We start from the raw sequence: 16371 nt of genomic DNA on the forward strand, positions 1-16371 counted from the left end.
GACTTGGTGATTTTACTTTTTTCAGCTTCAACGTGTTCACCTCGATTCATAATGATTTTCTTCAAAGTTGTATATGAAAGGACATGATTTCTGCCGCTTTAAGAATATAGGACATCCAAGTAAATGAGGGTTACTACAAAATATACTGTAACATACCTTTTGTATGTATTATACATCATACAGTGAAAAATTACTTGAAGAAATTATATTATTATTATATACTAACTTCACAAAAGTAAGTTAGTGATAAATAATACGTATAATATGAACGCGTACTATTCTGAAAATTAAACTGGGCTGAACGGTTGAAAACAGAGTGACCTTTGGGAACTTTTACATAGATTCTTTTTTTTACAATGTGCAGCAAAAATAATCATTACATAGTAGGAACATATAATTTGTTACAGGAGGATCTACATATGAACAAAATTTTGGGTTACGTTTTTCTGGTTGTGTTAGCAGGTGTGTTTGTCATGACGGGGTTTAACAAGATTAGTGGAGCAGACATGATGATTCAGACATTCGAAAGTTTCTCTTATCCGACATGGACCATGTATCTGCTGGGTGCCGCGGAGTTGCTTAGTGCAGTAGGTTTGCTGATTCCACGTACTCGCATCCTGGCTTCTGGCATACTGACATTCATTCTGATTGGGGCCGTGGGAAGTCATCTGATCTATGCACAATACGCTGCTGTTCCGTTCCCGGCTGTGTTGTTGGTAGCTAACATCATTGTTCTGGTGGTAGGCATGCGCAGATTGGAAGCGGAAGAAGAAGGCCAGATGGACGCGATTCAGGCGTAAGTTAAAGATAAGAGGGAACGTTATTGGGCTGTTCATCGTGGAAAAGGTATTCCTGTCAAAAGGAATGTAAGCGCGGATGCCTATGCAGAAGATGACCACTGCCAGTGAGCGGTGGTCATCTTTTTTTATGTAAGACTTCGCGTGGCACGTGTAACGATTCGCTGCGTATGTTGGGTATCCGACTGCTGAGTCCAAGTGGCACAGACCTGCCGCACCCACTCTGGATTCGTCTTGCTGGCGTCATTCAGCCAGTTACTTACCGAATCCTGCACATACTTATGGGCATCGGATTTCACCGCGTCAAGCAAGGGAAGGGCCATGGCCGGATTTTCTTTTAACTCCTGAATATGCTTGGCCCAGACGCCACGAGGTCTGATTGATTCTATAGCAAAGCGACGGATCAGTGGATCAGGGTCAACGCTCCATGGGATTAAATGTTGCAAGGCTGAGGATAATTCGGCAGAAATGGACTCCCGTACAGCCATCCAGGCGATTTCTCTCACACCAAAGTGATGATCTGCTGCAAAGGGCCGAATATGCTCCAACTTTTCAGTCAGGTTCAGACCGGAATCCAGCCCAATGATATAAGCCGCCCAGCAGCGAACACTGTCTGAACGATGCTCTGCAATGGAACGAAAGAGATTCGTTTGTTCATTCATTGTTAGACGATTCAACAGATTAAGCCATTGCAAGGCTATGGCCGGGATGATTTTCATTATCCGCTGCTCATCCATCTGTGTTAACTGCTCTGTAATTGCTCGGGTTTCGGCATCCAATCCCCATTCATGGGTAACCTTCTGAAAAAGAGAAACATGATCTACAGCCAGCCATTCGGTCAAATTGACCGATTCGATATGTCCTGCTTGTAGCCAATTGCGGATATGCTCAGGGATTTCCGTTGCTTTACGGGCACCTTTGCGAAGAAAAATGTCTTCAGGGATAAATAGATCTGGCTTAGCATTCAACAGTATATTCCTCCTTGGTTGTATAGCGTCATGCGTTATACAATACAACTGGCTGGAGAAAAGGGATGTAAGGCATCTTACAAGTGGGCAGTGATTTTCCGGAGGTTAGCGATTTCGTCACGATGAAGGGAGACTGATTTGAATCCGGTGCGAATACGGCCGGCTCGTGCTAACTCTTGCATGACAATCGTAACCGATTCCCGTGTGGCTCCCGCCATCCAGGCAATCTCCTGATGGGTAAGCCCGAGTTGAATCCGGCAGTACTCATCTTCTTCGATCCATCCCATCTGTTCAGCCAGCCGGAAGAGATTATGTATCACCTTTTCATGCAGGTTTCCGAGTGCGAGCGTCTGTGTCAACTCGCTCATTCGTTTGATCCGCTCGCTTAGTACGTTCATCAGCCTCATCATAAATTCCGGATGTTCAATCAGAAACTGTTCAAAACGTTGTTTGTTCATCAGGCAAATATCACACTCCTCCATCGTTTCGATACAAACGGCGCGTGTTCCGAGTGAGATTCCGTTCATTTCTCCAAACACGTTACCTTCCGTCAAAATATCGAGAGTGAACTGCTTGCCCTCCGGATTTAATGTATATAAACGAACCTTTCCCCGTTTTACAAAATAGAAACCTTCTGTAAACGTATCGGGTGTCTGGATCTGTCTGTTTTTGGGTATGGTCGTAATACAAGTCATCCCATCCATTTCAATCAGGTCTGCCTCGGATAAGGAGGACATGAGGTCGAATTGTGATAAATACAGAATTTTATCCATAGAACTCCTTTCCATTACAATATGAATATAAAAAAAAGAAGAACCCACGAAAAACAACGGGTTCTCTTGCAGCGGGACTTCCTGATCGGAAGGTCTTCTGACTATAAATGATCAAATGCCATTTTGATTATAGTAACTTTTTTAATTGAGAGACGCGTCCTTGGCTGATGCCAAGCTTTTCCGCAATTTGCTGTTGAGCCAAACCGGGATTCTGTTCAACAATTTCTTTCATCTGTTGCAGCATACGTGCCGTCTTTGGCCGCAGGTCCGGGTATTCTTGGTTGTCAGCTGTGGTCCCTTCTTCCCTAGCGGGAGATGAGACTGGGGCGGATTTGGAAGCAGGACGCTCCACGGGTGCAGGAGCCTGTTTGTTCTGAGGTACGAACCAGTTGGGAGAGTCATCCGGGTGTTTTAATTGAATTGCACAAGTCCGGCAGATGAATTGTTCTTTGAAATACATTTCCGTATCTACATCACCGCAAAAAATACATAATGTTGATTTGTACTTTCTTAAAATCAACTCTTTCCCTTCAATGAAAAACTCAAGCGGATCGCCGATATGGATTTCCATCGTATCCCGCATTTCTTTGGGAAGGACAATTCGTCCAAGACGGTCCAGAGATCTCTTCATTCCGGTTCTTTTCATCGCATCTCCCCCGCAATATTCACAATTAAAAACCTGTCCTTATTGTAAGGAAGAAAGGGCTTTAATACAACAATAATATTTCAAAAAAGTGGGATAATGCCATCTATTATGGAAAAATAAGTTTGGAAAGGACGGGTGCAACGGCTAAAGTGAACAATGCAGCGAGCACCATGGAGATGCTGGAGATGGTACCGGTCAGGGAACTCAGTTCAAACGCCTTGGATGTTCCTGTGCCATGGGCACCGGTTCCAAACAGTGTGCCTCGTGCAATCTCCCCATCGATGCGCAGCATTTTGACAATCGAAGGTCCCATAATCACCCCTAGCAAACCGGTCATAATAACAAAAACAGCTGTCACTGCGGGAATGCCACCGATGGTAGCCGAAACGTTCATGGCAATTGGGGTGGTAATCGATCTTGGGATCAGACTATGAATGAGACCGGAATCCAGGCGCAACCATTTGGCGAGCAGGGCAGAAGAAAGTACGGCAACGACCGAGCCGGTCATGACACTGAAGACAATCTCGGAAATATGTTTTTTGAGTACATGGAAAAAGGTATAGAGCGGTACGGCAAAAGCCACCGTGGCCGGTTGGAGAAGCAGACTCAGCCATTTGCCGCCACTGCTATACGTGGCATAATCCGTTCCGGTTGCGAGCAATATGCCAACAACAAGCAGCGGCGTAATGAGCAACGGAGACAGATATACTTTAGGCAGATTGCGATACATTCGTTTGGCGACCGCATAGATGCCGACGGTTAACAGCAGGCAGAGAAATCCAATCATCCGGTGTGACGCTCCTTTCGTTTCGCGATTCGTGTAGCAACCAGGCCTGTGCAGGACATGACCAGAAATGTACTAAGTAGTACGATGAATAAAATCTGCAGTCCGTCATGCTCCAGCATGGGCATATAGTTCATAATGCCAACGGCTGACGGGATAAAAAATAACAATAGTTCACCGAGCAACCAGGCAGCTCCAACTTCAATCCAACGCAGCTTCACGACACGAGTCTGAAGCAGAATGAATAACACAACCATACCGAGTATGGAACCCGGTACAGGAAGATGGAGAGTACGGGCCAACAGGTCCATGAGCAGTGAAAAAACCATTAAGAGCGCAACCTGTGCAATACCAAGGCCCCATTTTTTCACTTCAATCCCTCCTTATATAATCAACGTAATCCTTTGAGTTATTATGAAAATGAATGGAAACGTTACTTGATATCACAAATTTTACATGGCATTCTTTCATGAGTAAAATGCATATTAAGAATGTTTACTATTCCATTTATCTATGAGAGGTGGGAATCAACCGATGGATATCCGCCATTTGCAATATTTTCTGGAAGTTGCCCGGCAGCAGAGCTTCACTAAAGCCGCCGAAGTTCTGTATATCACCCAACCTACGATCAGCAAGACGGTCAAGAGTCTTGAAGAGGAATTGGGTATCACTTTACTGGACCGTTATGGGAAGAAAGTTGAACTAACCGACGCGGGCCATGTGTTTTTTCGTCAGGCACTAGAGATTGAAAAATCGTTCCGCAGTCTGTCATCCGAATTGGACGATCTGATGAACTTGAAGAAAGGCCATCTGCGGATTGGCTTGCCGCCGATGGTGGGGTCCAGCTTTTTTCCCATGATCATTGGTGAATTTCACAAAGCCTACCCGCAGGTGACCATTCAGTTGTTTGAGGATGGCGCCAAAAAAGTGGAGGCCGATGTGATCAGTGGTGCACTGGATATTGGCGTTGCCGTACTGCCAACCGTGGATGAGCTGTTGGATCATTTTGTGTTTGTGAAAGAAAAGCTGAATCTGCTCGTACACCCTTCACATCCACTTGCTGGAAAAGAATCGGTCGCGCTGCATGAACTGGAAAACGACGCCTTTGTGCTGTTTCGGGAGGATTTTGCGTTGCATGACCGGATTATTGTGGCCTGTCAGCATGCTGGGTTCCAGCCCCGTGTGGTATATGAGAGCTCCCAGTGGGATCTACTCAGCGCGATGGTTGCCGCCAATCTGGGAGTAGCCTTGCTACCGGAGACGATCTGTCGTGAGGTGGACCATATGCGTGTGCGTATCATACCTGTGGTGGAACCGGTTATTCCATGGCAGCTCGGCATGATCTGGCGGAAGGACCGCTATCTGTCTTTTGCCACGAGAGAGTGGATCGGATTCACACAGTCAATGCTGGGTGAGTAAGGAAGAGATCGGAAGGTTGTTCTGTCATTGTAATGCTCCGTGTAAATACTCTTTTGTTGACCCCGGATCGTTGTTACAATGGAAGCATAATCATGATGGAGGTGTACGAACATGAAACTGCGGGTATCCGCTGTACAATACCAATTGCACACAATCAGCTCGTTTGAGCAGTTCGCCGCTCAGGCTGAGCATTACATACGGACAGCGAGCGAATATGGAACCGAATTTGTGCTGTTCCCGGAATTTTTCACAACGCAGTTAATGTCCATTGGGGACAAACAAGGCAATGCACTGACAATTGAGGATTTGCCAAACTTTACGGAACAATATGAACAACTGTTCACTTCACTCGCTGCCAAGTACGGCATGCACGTCATCGGGGGAACCCACGTCATTCGCCGTGAAGGAAAGTTGTATAATACAGCCCATATGTTCTACCCGGATGGTCGCATCGCTCGCCAGGACAAGATTCACATTACACCAACCGAAGTCCAGGAATGGAACATGGCTCCCGGAGAGGGACTTGAGGTGTTCGACACGGACAAAGGCCGTATTGCGATGCTGACCTGTTACGATATTGAATTCCCGGAAATTGTACGGATGGCCAAAGCCAAAGGCGCAGACGTAATTTTCTGTCCTTCCTGCACGGACGATCGTCATGGATTCTACCGTGTGCGTTATACGAGTCATGCCCGCGCGGTGGAGAATCAGGTGTATGTTGTGCTTACCGGAACAGTGGGTAACCTGCCGACCGTTGACTTCATGCGTGCCAACTATGGACAGGCTGCCATTATTACGCCGAATGATATCCCATTCCCCCCACGTGGCATTCTGGCCGAGGGTGAGATTAACAACGATATGATTGTGACCGCCGATCTGGATCTGGACTTGCTGTATGAGGTGCGTGAAAGTGGATCGGTAACGACTTGGCGTGACCGCCGTACTGATCTGTATACCGATTGGGAGTAGCGAGTTGCTCTTAAAACCGAACGAAACAGAGCAGGAAATTCATTTTGTCAGTGGAAAGGGGTGACCCGGCAACATGTATACCAAAGAAATGCTGATCACCGACCCGGAGCGAAATGGTAAAAGGGTAAAGGCAGTCGTCCGCAATTATGTTACTGCCGACTTTGAGGAACTCATTCGCATTCAGGCGGAGAGTTTCCCTCCTCCTTATCCGGAAGAGCTGCTCTGGAGTCACGAGCAGCTCACCAGTCATGTGCAGCATTACCCGGAGGGTGCCATCTGTATTGAAGTCGATGGAGAATTGGCTGGCTCAATGACTTCGCTACGGATGCAGTGGGACCCTGCACATCCGGCAAGTCATACCTGGGCCGAAGTAACGGATGACGGCTATATTCGTAACCACCAGCCGGATGGCAACACGCTGTATATTGTTGATCTCTGTGTTCGTCCAAAGTACCGCAAATGGGGATTGGCTCAGCTTATGATGCAGGCAATGTACCACCTTGTCATCGCTCAAGGGATGGATCGGTTACTAGGTGCTGGTAGAATGCCGGGTTATCATCTGGTTGCAGACCAACTGTCTGCGCAGGAATATCTGGATCAGGTAGCAGCGGGAGAGAGGCGTGACCCGGTGATATCGTTCCTGCTTCGCTGTGGCCGCATGCCTGTTGGTGTGACCGCAGACTATCTGGACGATGAGGAATCCTGTAATTATGCTGCCCTGATGGAGTGGCAGAATCCGTTCAAATAAAGAAATATTAAATGAAATACATTATCAATCGAGGGGGTATTTATTCATGGAATTCACGCGCATTACATCCATTAAAGATCCATTGTTTGCCCAAATGCACAAGTTGATGCAGGAGATTTTCCCGCGGGAAGAAGTGCTGGACTTCCCCCTGTGGGAAGAACCGCTGGAAGATCCGGGTATTCGGGTGTTCGTGGCTGTACATGAGGGACAGGTTGTTGGAGCGACGGAGTACCGTTATTACGAGGACTGGAATGTAGCCATGACGGACTTTACGATTATTGGGCGCGAAGGACTGGGGATCGGCAGTTTCCTGGCGAATCACCGCAAGCGTGATCTGCAAAAGCTGGCTGCAGCAAACGGGAAAGAATTGTTCGGTATGTTTGCCGAAATCTATAACCCTTATCTGAGTCAGGATCACGAGTTTGGCGGCATCAAGCCGATGGACCCGTATGTGCGTCGCGAAGTATTGTCCCATCTGGGGTACCAGCGTCTGGACTTCCCATATGTTCATCCATCTTGGCAAGGTGACGGTGAAGCAGTTGGCGGATTGGATCTGTGCTTTATGCCAGGCGATGAGTCGCTTGGTGAACTGCCAGCCAGTCTGGTGGCTGATTTTCTGAATCGATATTATGCGGTGCTACCAAATAAACCACAAGAATGGCTTGCCATGGTAGAGCAATTGACTGCTCGCAAGTCGGTTGCGCTACTGCCGTTGTAAACGGAAGCGGGGGTGTCACAGAGAATGGCGTTGTAATGTCCTAAGCCACACAATAAAACCAGAAAAGGCCCGTTAATCAGACCGTGATCGGTTCTGTTTAATGGGCTTTTTCGGTTTCATTAAGGAGATTGGATGTAGATATAAAATGATTGCTAAGCTTGCGTTTGGAGCAAGGCACGAAGCGAGTCCTAACGAATCTGAGGCGCCTTATTCAGGGATTTGAAGCATCCGCCGAAATCTAAGGAACCTGAGACACGCTATCTCCGAATAAACAGCCGTTTGCAGCGTATTTTCAGGGAATTTTGGGAAATAACGTGTCTGATGTTCTTTACAATGTATAAAGAGGACCTAAAGGTCAAATAAGACGTCCTGAGTTCCTTAGAAAATCGTCTACCCATTCGCCAGGATCCGGCCGGCAAGCTGGGACCTCAAGAGGGGGCTTCGAAACTTTATTTTCTGTATGCTGATATCTATCATCATATAGCTTGCCTAATTTTGAAGACATACTTTAGATTATTATTCATTGTTAATGAAGCCTATTTAACCGTACATTTAACGATTGATTTTTATTTCGCGCCCTTTCGGTCCGGTAACTGGCTTAAATAACTGTTGGACAAGTGTGCAAGATCCAATGCCCGATCATACTGTTCCTTTGTTATAAACCGTGAAGAAGACAGCCCACTGTTATTGGGTGTGGCTATAGCTGGAGATTCCTCATCTCCCGAAATCTTCGTCGTCTCGTCTGAAGGAACATTCATCTGCTGTTGCTCAGCATCCTGTCTGCCCGCATCAGCTAGGGAATAATGCGTCCCATCCCCGTATCCTTTTGCCGGAATGAAGAGAGAAGCATCGTTTAGCACCGACCCGGAAGGGAGGTAATAACGTTCGGGTAGCAGATTTCCGCCTTCGTGCAGCAAATCCTGACCAAAGTGTAATTGATCCTCCAGTGATACCCCGGTGAGTCCGGCAATCGTTGGTAGAATGTCTACCTGGCCTCCGATTTGTTCCAGCTGTACACCCGGGGTAACGCCCGGGGCCGAGATAATGAGTGGGATATTAATCATATCTGCTGATGTGTATTCCCGACCATACAACTCTTTCATAAGGACTTTGTCATCCCGATCCAGTGAGTAGATAGGAAGCCCCAGGTGATCCCCGTACAAGACGAACAAGCTATTTTCCCATAATCCCCGTTCTTTCAATCCAGCAATCAACTGTCCAACTGCCTCATCCGCATAATGCTGTGATATCAAATAATCACCGGGCAACGTATCCTTGTAACGCTCTGGCAGCGTCAGCTTCACCTTGTTTTTAGGCAAAGTGTACGGGTGGTGCGCTGACATGGAGATGATATGGGCATAGAAGGGATTCCCCGAAGACTGCATGGATTCCAGCTTATCCAGTGTTTTGGAATACAGTACTTCATCCGAGGCCGAAAAGGCGATAGAGTCCTGCGTGCCGAAATAATCAATATCATAATACTGGTCGAATCCAAGTGCCATGTATAACTGATCCCTGTTCCAGAAACGAACATCATTTGTATGGAATGTGGCTGTCTGATATCCGTTTGCTGACATCAACTTGGGTAGACTCGGCAGAGCTTTATCCGCATATACAGTTGTTGCTGCCCCGTTCGGCGGGGTGTAGAACGATGTGTTCACAACAAATTCTGCATCCGATGTATTGCCCTGTCCCACTTGCTGATAAAAGTTCGGAAAATACAGGCTCTGTCTAGCCAATTGATTCAGATTAGGCGTAATCTCTTGTCCATCTACCTCTAATCCAATCAGGAAGTTCTGGAACGATTCCAACTGGAGCATAATCACATTGCGTCCGCTCGCAGCACCCTGCTCCACAATCGCAGGAAGTTCGGTCGTTTGTTTCAGTTGGTCGATGTCAGTCTGATCAATGTGAGCGATGGGCACAGGTTTATCAGGTCGATCCAGTATGGTATACGCCTCGTAACCGAGGATGCCCATCTGTTCTGCTTGTGTAAGCTCACTCATGCTGGCCCGATTGGGATAGATGTTGAGCATGCACAGGATCATGGAAAGGGTCAGTATGACCGAGGCAACCCGTCTTCTGGCACGGCGTTCAAGCGGAACGCGGTTCGGACGTTCTGTACTCCCGAGCTTGATCCGACGACGAATGAGTATCCCTCCAATAATCAGAACGTCTGCAAAAATAAACAAATAATAGGGATCAAGCAAAGAGAACATGCTGCTCTTGACCGAGGTCACCTGATTCACCTGTGCCAACGCATGATAGTTAACGATTACGCCATAGTATTTGTAGTACATGATGGCTGCAAAGAATATCCCCGAGAGCAGCAAATTCATGGCAAGGTATATCCACATTCGCCGCTTGGCAGCAAACCACTCAATTAGACAGAAGCCGATCCAGATGAGCGGCAATTCGGTCAGCAGTGGTTTCCAGACAGGGATGTCATCGAAGATAACAATCCAGGCCAGTGAACTTTTGATCATCATAATAATGGTAAAGAATATAAACGGTCCGCTTAGAAATCGGGTGAGTGAACTGCGTGACAAGGTACCGCCTTCCCTTCCGAAGTTTCATATAACAAGTATTATCCTATCTCAGCATGGCTGTGTCAAAAATGAGAGCCTTCTACAATTGACGGCAAAAAACCTCTTCCATGCAGGAAGAGGTTTGAAAAAACATGGGCTACTGCGATAAAAGCCAGATGCGACCAAATTTTGTTATTCTATAGTGTACGTTGTGACGTAAGAAGGTCTGGGGAACATGGTGGGCTTCTGTGCAGTCAGCCCTTCGCTTGTACTGCGGTTACGGTGAGCGTGACTATAAGCTTGGGATTCCTGCCAGCCTTTGAAATGTTCTTCCGACTGCCAGAGTGTAAGTACGACATATGTGTCATCCTTCAGAGGACGAAGCACACGAATACCGACAAAGCCAGGCTCGTCTTCTACCTTGCGGGCACGATTCTTAAACCGTTCTTCGAAGTCGTTACGACCATCCTCTGTGACAGGGATATTGTTGAGAACAGCGTAACCACCGCCAGTCCAGGAGCCTGCTGCATCGAAAGCTTCATATGCGGCTACTTTATCATCAGACTCAATATTCATCAGGCGTTCTGCGGATTCAATAGCCAGACGCACGTGCTCTTCGCTTCGCAAAGTCAGATGCGGGTATGCAGCAAGTGCATCCGGAATCGGTGAAGGAACCAAATAGATATACATAGAAGCTGCCTCCTCATTAAGTACATTCTATTTCAAGATAGCATATGGAAATCAGCGAGTCCAATCGGTTCACATGTATCGGAAAGGTGGACTAATTCCGAGCTGAGTAGTATAGGTTTGCCGCAATAGAAGATAAACAATGAATGACAAACACTGCAGTAATAATGAAAAAGGAAAGCGATATTCCGTCTAGCATAACTACGAGGATCCAGGCCAGAGCAAGACTGATAGTGGTCGCATTCCAGGAGAAGGCTTTTGCTCTCGTGATACAATAGAGGTACCGCTCATCCAATCCGTTGTGCTTTCTTGCAATCAACCTTGTGAAAAAAATAATGAGTATTGCAAATAACAAACCAGCTACAATTCCACCGATCCCGATCATCCGATTCAGTAATTCAGAACTCAATATTCTCATCTCCTTCAAAAATAAATAATTCCTCGATCTGACATCCAAATAATTGGGCAAGCTTGTGAGCAAGAACAAGAGAAGGTTTGTACTTTCCGGATTCCAACGATATGATGGTCTGCCTGGAGACCTTAAGCTGTTGAGACAGTTCTTCCTGTGTGATGTGCATATGTATTCGTTTGTCTCTGATTAGATTTTGCAAGTATATCCTCCCATAAGTAAAGTTCGCTTTACGTAAAGTTAACTTTACTTATGCGACGATGGAATGTCAATCTCTCTTTATGATATTTTCCACTTCTTAGAGGTGGTGCTGTGTCCAAAAGCATTTTTCATGATAAAGTATAGTCACTACAAACAGAACGGGTGATCGTATGACAACAACAATTCGGATATCGGTTAGACCTTTGGTGGAGTATGTGTACCGCAGTGGTAGCATACGTCCAGGGTTCCGGACCAATGCATCGATGCAGGAGGGAACTCGAATCCACCAGCGGGTACAGAAGGAGTACACGGAAGAGGATCTGAAAGAGATTGTGCTCGAAGCTGAGATTCAACATGGGGATCTGACCTATGTGGTGGAGGGACGATGTGATGGCCTGATCCGGTTGGAGGGTCAGTTGACGGTGGATGAGATCAAATCAACTGCGGGCAATCTGGATGATCTGGGAGAAGGTCTTCCCGTACACTGGGCGCAGGCCATGATGTATGCCTACATGTACGCTGTTCAGCATGATGAACCACGTATGCAAGTACAGCTGACGTATGTGCATTCGGTGACTCATGAAGAAAGACGGTTTCGCCGAATGGCAGAACGACAGGAACTGGAGCAGTTTGCGGCAGAAGTGATTGCCGGTTATGCGCCGTATGCAGAGATGATCGCTGCATATGAAGAAAAGCGAGATATCAGTGTGAAAGAGCTGCCGTTTCCTTTTCGCAAATACAGGGAGGGACAGCGGAAGCTGGCAGGAGCCGTATACAAGACAATCCGTGAGGGTCAGGGATTGATGGCCAAAGCACCAACAGGCATTGGTAAAACGATGTCGGTACTTTTCCCCACGGTCAAAGCGATTGGCGAAGGCGAAGCGAGCCGATTGTTCTATCTGACCGCGAGGACGACGACACGGGTGGCGGCAGAAGAAGCTTTTGCCCGGATGCAATCGGAAGGATTGAAGATGCATGTGATCAGTCTGACCGCGAAGGACAAGATTTGTTTTAAAGAAGAGGAAGCTTGTGATACGGGGCAGTGCGGCATGTGTGAAGGGTATTATGACCGTATTAACGGTGCTGTGCTGGACATGCTGGAACATGAGACGTTGATGACACGTCCGGTCATCGAGCAGTATGCGCGCAAACATCGGGTGTGTCCGTTTGAGTTTTCACTGGATGCGGCGTATGCAGCCGATGCGGTGATCTGCGATTATAACTATATTTTCGATCCACGGATCTCTCTGAAAAGAATGTTGGAGGAGCAGAAACGCAAGACGGTGTTACTGGTGGACGAGGCTCATAATCTGGTCGATCGTGGCCGAATGATGTTTTCCGCTGAGCTGGAGAAGGCAGTATTTCTGGATGTGAAAAGAGAGTTTCAATCGCTGGACAGCAGTGTGCCTGCTGCCAAAGCCATTGTTGACTACACCGGGGCCATTGATAAGTATCTGATTACCCTTCGGAAAAACGGTGGAGAAGAAGGAAAGATCATCCAGCAGGAAGCACCGGAGGAACTGATTGAACGGCTGGAGCCTTTTGTCATGGTCGCGGAGCAATGTCTTGTTGAAGGTGGTTCAGGGAATGCCGAGACGGATCAGTTGCTGTTGGATGCCTACTTCACGGCACAGAATTTCCTGCGCATTGCCAAGCTGTATGATGAACGTTTTATTACGTATGCAGAGTGTGTTCGAAGTGAAGTGAGAGTGAAGTTATTTTGTCTCGATCCTTCGGTACTGCTTCGTCAGACAGCCAAAGGATTCCGCTCCCTCATTCATTTTTCGGCCACATTGTCACCCCTTCGCTATTATAGGGATATGCTGGGTGCAGAGGAAGAGGATTATACATTGCAGATTCCATCGCCGTTTCAGCGTGAACAATTGGATGTGAGACTCCTGCCCTTATCCGTGCGTTATAAGGACAGGGAACAGTCCCGGCGACCCATTGCGGAGATGCTGCGACAGCTGGTAAGTGAATGGCCGCGCAGCAATCTAATGGTGTTCTTCCCTTCCTATCCTTATATGCGCGAGATATACGAAACCTATGCAGAGCTTCCAAGTGAAGCGGATACGGTTATACAGAAGCAAGGCATGAACGAGCTGGAACGGGAGCAGTTTCTGGATGGTTTCCAGCCCAATCCTGAACGAACACGATTGGTATTTGCCGTTATGGGTGGCGTATTCTCGGAGGGTGTCGATCTGCCGGGAGACCGCTTGAATGGCGTGGTTGTGGTAGGTGCGGGGCTGCCGCAGATTGGTCTGGAGAACAACGTATTACGTGATTACTATGATCGGACAGGACGCAACGGATTCAATTACGCCTATATTTTCCCGGGTATGAACAAGGTGCTGCAAGCGGGTGGACGGCTGATTCGGACGGAGGAAGACAGGGGTGTGTTGGTGCTGGTCGACGATCGTTTTATTCAGGAACCGTATCGTTCCCTACTGCCCGAGGAGTGGCGGGACTATAAACGAATCTGAATATGATGTATCCCCACAGCAATTTTAATGGGATCAGGTAAATGCTGAACCAAGAAGTTTAACATTTTTCTCAGATTTCTTTCCTTTATATGATTGAAGGGTAGGGTGAAAGGGTTATAACTTGGTTAGCAACGAACGAACAACGGCGATTACCCTATCCGTTCCGCGGTCCGCTTCGAAAGCAATCAAGGAGGTCGGTTATAATGAAGAGAAATCATACCATGATGCAGTTTTTTGAATGGCACCTGGCTGCAGACGGAGATCATTGGAAGCGACTGGCTGAAATGGCCCCGGAACTGAAAGCCAAAGGCATTGACTCGGTATGGGTGCCACCCGTAACCAAGGCAGTGTCAGCAGAAGATACAGGTTATGGTGTATATGATCTGTACGATCTGGGCGAATTTGATCAAAAGGGTACGGTACGGACCAAATATGGCACCAAGCAGGAACTGGTGGAGGCCATTGCCGAGTGTCAGAAGAACGGAATCACCGTCTATGTGGATATGGTTATGAATCACAAGGCCGGAGCAGATGAGACGGAAGTTTTTAAAGTGATTGAGGTTGATCCCAATGATCGAACGAAGGAAATTTCTGAGCCGTTTGAGATTGAGGGCTGGACCAAATTTACATTCCCGGGTCGCGGGGATCAATACTCCTCTTTTAAATGGAACTCTGAACACTTCAACGGTACGGACTTTGATGCCAAGGGAGAACGAACAGGTGTATTCCGCATCGCAGGAGAGAATAAAAAATGGAATGAGAATGTCGATGATGAGTTTGGCAACTATGACTATCTGATGTTCGCCAATATAGATTATAACCACCCGGATGTTCGGCGCGAGATGATCGATTGGGGGAAATGGCTGATCGATACCCTTCAGTGTGGTGGGTTCCGGCTGGATGCGATCAAGCATATCAACCATGAATTCATTAAGGAATTCGCAGCAGAGATGATCCGCAAACGCGGTCAGGATTTCTACATCGTAGGCGAGTTCTGGAATTCAAACCTGGATGCATGTCGTGAATTCCTCGATACGGTAGACTATCAGATCGACCTGTTTGACGTGTCTCTTCACTACAAGTTGCATGAGGCTTCGCTTGCAGGTAGAGACTTTGATCTCTCCAAAATTTTTGATGATACCTTGGTGCAGACCCATCCTACACATGCGGTAACTTTTGTAGATAACCATGACTCCCAACCTCATGAAGCGTTGGAATCATGGATTGGTGATTGGTTTAAGCCGAGCGCTTATGCGTTGACTTTATTACGTCGTGATGGGTATCCGGTTTTATTTTACGGAGATTATTATGGCATTGGTGGACCTGAACCTGTGGATGGCAAAAAAGAAATTCTGGACATTCTGCTGTCAGCCCGTTGCAACAAGGCTTATGGAGAGCAGGAAGATTACTTCGATCACGCAAATACCATCGGCTGGGTACGTCGTGGCGTAGAGGAAATCGAAGGTTCCGGTTGTGCAGTGGTCATCTCCAACGGGGATGACGGTGAGAAGAGAATGTTCATCGGAGAGCATCGTGCTGGTGAAGTCTGGGTGGATCTGACGAAGAGCTGTGAGGACCAGATTACCATTGAGGAAGACGGCTGGGCCACCTTCCATGTGTGTGGTGGAGGCGTCTCGGTATGGGCTCTTCCAGAACAGAATGAGGACTGCGCTGACGCTGAGTAATGGCATGTGCCAGGCAGGATAAGAAAAGGTACACCGACCGCATAAAAACAATATACCGACCGTATAAAAACAGTATATATAGATCGTTGAATCACCTGAACAGGAGAGCATGCATACCTGTGTTCAGGTGGTTTTTTTGCATTTTCCTAGGTGCAACTAAAACTCCATCCTAACGAACTGAGCATGCCTTATTTGCACTGAATTAGCGTTATTGGAATTCTAACGAATCTCAGTAACCTTATTTCTCTCAAAAACGATTGAAATAGCGCCAATTGGAGCAACATCACCAGATTAACGCGTTTGAGATTCCTTAGAATATTGAAACCTCGGGTTTTAACGCATTAAGGCTTCTCAGATTCGTTAGCTTGATTTGGATTAACGCTCACCATAGGCAAACCAATCACTGTTGCAAATATGAACGTGAAGTAAAACATGAAGTGAAAAAGAAACCGTTGGGTTGCATATCTTACTGTATGGTACAATAATCCAAATATGGAGTGTTAGAAAATCAAATGAGAAAATCAGATCAGACAATGTAACAATCAAGCGATATTCT

The 16371-nt window shown here is 47.0% G+C and carries 16 protein-coding genes; 7 read left to right on the forward strand and 9 right to left on the reverse strand.

Translation table 11 applies throughout. From position 1 onward, the window contains the following. Window positions 1-419 precede the first annotated feature (419 nt). Window positions 420-800: a DoxX family protein gene (locus ACDJ59_RS27820; RefSeq protein WP_051447288.1), complete on the forward strand. Its 381-nt coding sequence runs from the start codon at window positions 420-422 to the stop codon at window positions 798-800. A 125-nt stretch (window positions 801-925) separates the two neighbouring features. Here the strand turns inward: ACDJ59_RS27820 and ACDJ59_RS27825 are convergent, their stop codons facing one another. From ACDJ59_RS27825 to ACDJ59_RS27845, 5 genes are all read right to left on the reverse strand, one after another. Next, entirely contained in the window at window positions 926-1765 is an 840-nt protein-coding gene (locus ACDJ59_RS27825; RefSeq protein WP_413406901.1) for a DNA alkylation repair protein, read from the reverse strand. Between the two features lie 77 nt (window positions 1766-1842). Continuing rightward, window positions 1843-2538: a Crp/Fnr family transcriptional regulator gene (locus tag ACDJ59_RS27830; RefSeq protein ID WP_413406902.1), complete on the reverse strand. Its 696-nt coding sequence runs from the start codon at window positions 2536-2538 to the stop codon at window positions 1843-1845. 127 nt (window positions 2539-2665) lie between these two features. Further along, window positions 2666-3184 (reverse strand): AbrB/MazE/SpoVT family DNA-binding domain-containing protein, encoded by a 519-nt coding sequence (locus ACDJ59_RS27835; protein ID WP_036612972.1) that lies wholly within the window; start codon window positions 3182-3184, stop codon window positions 2666-2668. Window positions 3185-3290: 106 nt separating this feature from the next. Next, complete coding sequence (locus tag ACDJ59_RS27840; protein ID WP_339298444.1) at window positions 3291-3971, reverse strand: LrgB family protein; 681 nt, start codon at window positions 3969-3971, stop codon at window positions 3291-3293. Continuing rightward, window positions 3968-4339 (reverse strand): CidA/LrgA family protein, encoded by a 372-nt coding sequence (locus ACDJ59_RS27845; protein WP_017691758.1) that lies wholly within the window; start codon window positions 4337-4339, stop codon window positions 3968-3970. The genes ACDJ59_RS27840 and ACDJ59_RS27845 overlap by 4 nt, the downstream gene beginning before the upstream one ends. A gap of 163 nt (window positions 4340-4502) precedes the next feature. Here ACDJ59_RS27845 and cidR point away from each other — a divergent pair, with 163 nt between their 5' ends. From cidR to ACDJ59_RS27865, 4 genes are all read left to right on the forward strand, one after another. Next, window positions 4503-5387, forward strand: a complete 885-nt coding sequence (gene cidR, locus ACDJ59_RS27850) for a cidABC operon transcriptional activator CidR (protein WP_047840818.1) — start codon at window positions 4503-4505, stop codon at window positions 5385-5387. 111 nt (window positions 5388-5498) lie between these two features. Then, on the forward strand, window positions 5499-6356 hold the full coding sequence (locus ACDJ59_RS27855; protein ID WP_413406903.1) for a carbon-nitrogen hydrolase family protein: 858 nt from the start codon (window positions 5499-5501) through the stop codon (window positions 6354-6356). 73 nt (window positions 6357-6429) lie between these two features. Next, complete coding sequence (locus ACDJ59_RS27860; protein WP_413406904.1) at window positions 6430-7104, forward strand: GNAT family N-acetyltransferase; 675 nt, start codon at window positions 6430-6432, stop codon at window positions 7102-7104. A gap of 46 nt (window positions 7105-7150) precedes the next feature. After that, window positions 7151-7822, forward strand: a complete 672-nt coding sequence (locus ACDJ59_RS27865; protein WP_047840815.1) for a hypothetical protein — start codon at window positions 7151-7153, stop codon at window positions 7820-7822. A gap of 566 nt (window positions 7823-8388) precedes the next feature. Here ACDJ59_RS27865 and ACDJ59_RS27870 read toward each other — a convergent pair. The 4 genes from ACDJ59_RS27870 to ACDJ59_RS27885 form a co-directional block, all read right to left on the reverse strand. Further along, window positions 8389-10311, reverse strand: a complete 1923-nt coding sequence (locus ACDJ59_RS27870; RefSeq protein ID WP_413409929.1) for an LTA synthase family protein — start codon at window positions 10309-10311, stop codon at window positions 8389-8391. A 231-nt stretch (window positions 10312-10542) separates the two neighbouring features. Then, window positions 10543-11040, reverse strand: a complete 498-nt coding sequence (locus ACDJ59_RS27875; protein ID WP_036612926.1) for an antibiotic biosynthesis monooxygenase family protein — start codon at window positions 11038-11040, stop codon at window positions 10543-10545. A 91-nt stretch (window positions 11041-11131) separates the two neighbouring features. Continuing rightward, entirely contained in the window at window positions 11132-11446 is a 315-nt protein-coding gene (locus ACDJ59_RS27880; RefSeq protein ID WP_339180267.1) for a hypothetical protein, read from the reverse strand. Next, window positions 11436-11648, reverse strand: a complete 213-nt coding sequence (locus ACDJ59_RS27885; RefSeq protein WP_413406905.1) for a helix-turn-helix transcriptional regulator — start codon at window positions 11646-11648, stop codon at window positions 11436-11438. Before ACDJ59_RS27885 ends, ACDJ59_RS27880 begins: the two co-directional genes overlap by 11 nt. A 169-nt stretch (window positions 11649-11817) precedes the next feature. Between ACDJ59_RS27885 and ACDJ59_RS27890 the strand changes: the two genes are divergently transcribed. After that, on the forward strand, window positions 11818-14130 hold the full coding sequence (locus ACDJ59_RS27890) for an ATP-dependent DNA helicase (RefSeq protein ID WP_413406906.1): 2313 nt from the start codon (window positions 11818-11820) through the stop codon (window positions 14128-14130). Window positions 14131-14333: 203 nt separating this feature from the next. Then, window positions 14334-15815, forward strand: coding sequence for an alpha-amylase (locus ACDJ59_RS27895; protein ID WP_413406907.1), 1482 nt, complete (start codon window positions 14334-14336; stop codon window positions 15813-15815). Window positions 15816-16371 lie beyond the last annotated feature (556 nt).

Source organism: Paenibacillus amylolyticus (assembly GCF_047302515.1).
GTDB lineage: Bacteria > Bacillota > Bacilli > Paenibacillales > Paenibacillaceae > Paenibacillus > Paenibacillus amylolyticus_G.

Coding starts and splice junctions, on each gene's coding strand:
- ACDJ59_RS27820 (WP_051447288.1), top strand. CDS start 420: ATGAACAAAATTTTGGGTTACGTTTTTCTGGTTGTGTTAGCAGGTGTG.
- ACDJ59_RS27830 (WP_413406902.1), bottom strand. CDS start 2,538: ATGGATAAAATTCTGTATTTATCACAATTCGACCTCATGTCCTCCTTA.
- ACDJ59_RS27835 (WP_036612972.1), bottom strand. CDS start 3,184: ATGAAAAGAACCGGAATGAAGAGATCTCTGGACCGTCTTGGACGAATT.
- ACDJ59_RS27840 (WP_339298444.1), bottom strand. CDS start 3,971: ATGATTGGATTTCTCTGCCTGCTGTTAACCGTCGGCATCTATGCGGTC.
- cidR (WP_047840818.1), top strand. CDS start 4,503: ATGGATATCCGCCATTTGCAATATTTTCTGGAAGTTGCCCGGCAGCAG.
- ACDJ59_RS27855 (WP_413406903.1), top strand. CDS start 5,499: ATGAAACTGCGGGTATCCGCTGTACAATACCAATTGCACACAATCAGC.
- ACDJ59_RS27860 (WP_413406904.1), top strand. CDS start 6,430: ATGTATACCAAAGAAATGCTGATCACCGACCCGGAGCGAAATGGTAAA.
- ACDJ59_RS27865 (WP_047840815.1), top strand. CDS start 7,151: ATGGAATTCACGCGCATTACATCCATTAAAGATCCATTGTTTGCCCAA.
- ACDJ59_RS27870 (WP_413409929.1), bottom strand. CDS start 10,311: ATGATGATCAAAAGTTCACTGGCCTGGATTGTTATCTTCGATGACATC.
- ACDJ59_RS27875 (WP_036612926.1), bottom strand. CDS start 11,040: ATGTATATCTATTTGGTTCCTTCACCGATTCCGGATGCACTTGCTGCA.
- ACDJ59_RS27890 (WP_413406906.1), top strand. CDS start 11,818: ATGACAACAACAATTCGGATATCGGTTAGACCTTTGGTGGAGTATGTG.
- ACDJ59_RS27895 (WP_413406907.1), top strand. CDS start 14,334: ATGAAGAGAAATCATACCATGATGCAGTTTTTTGAATGGCACCTGGCT.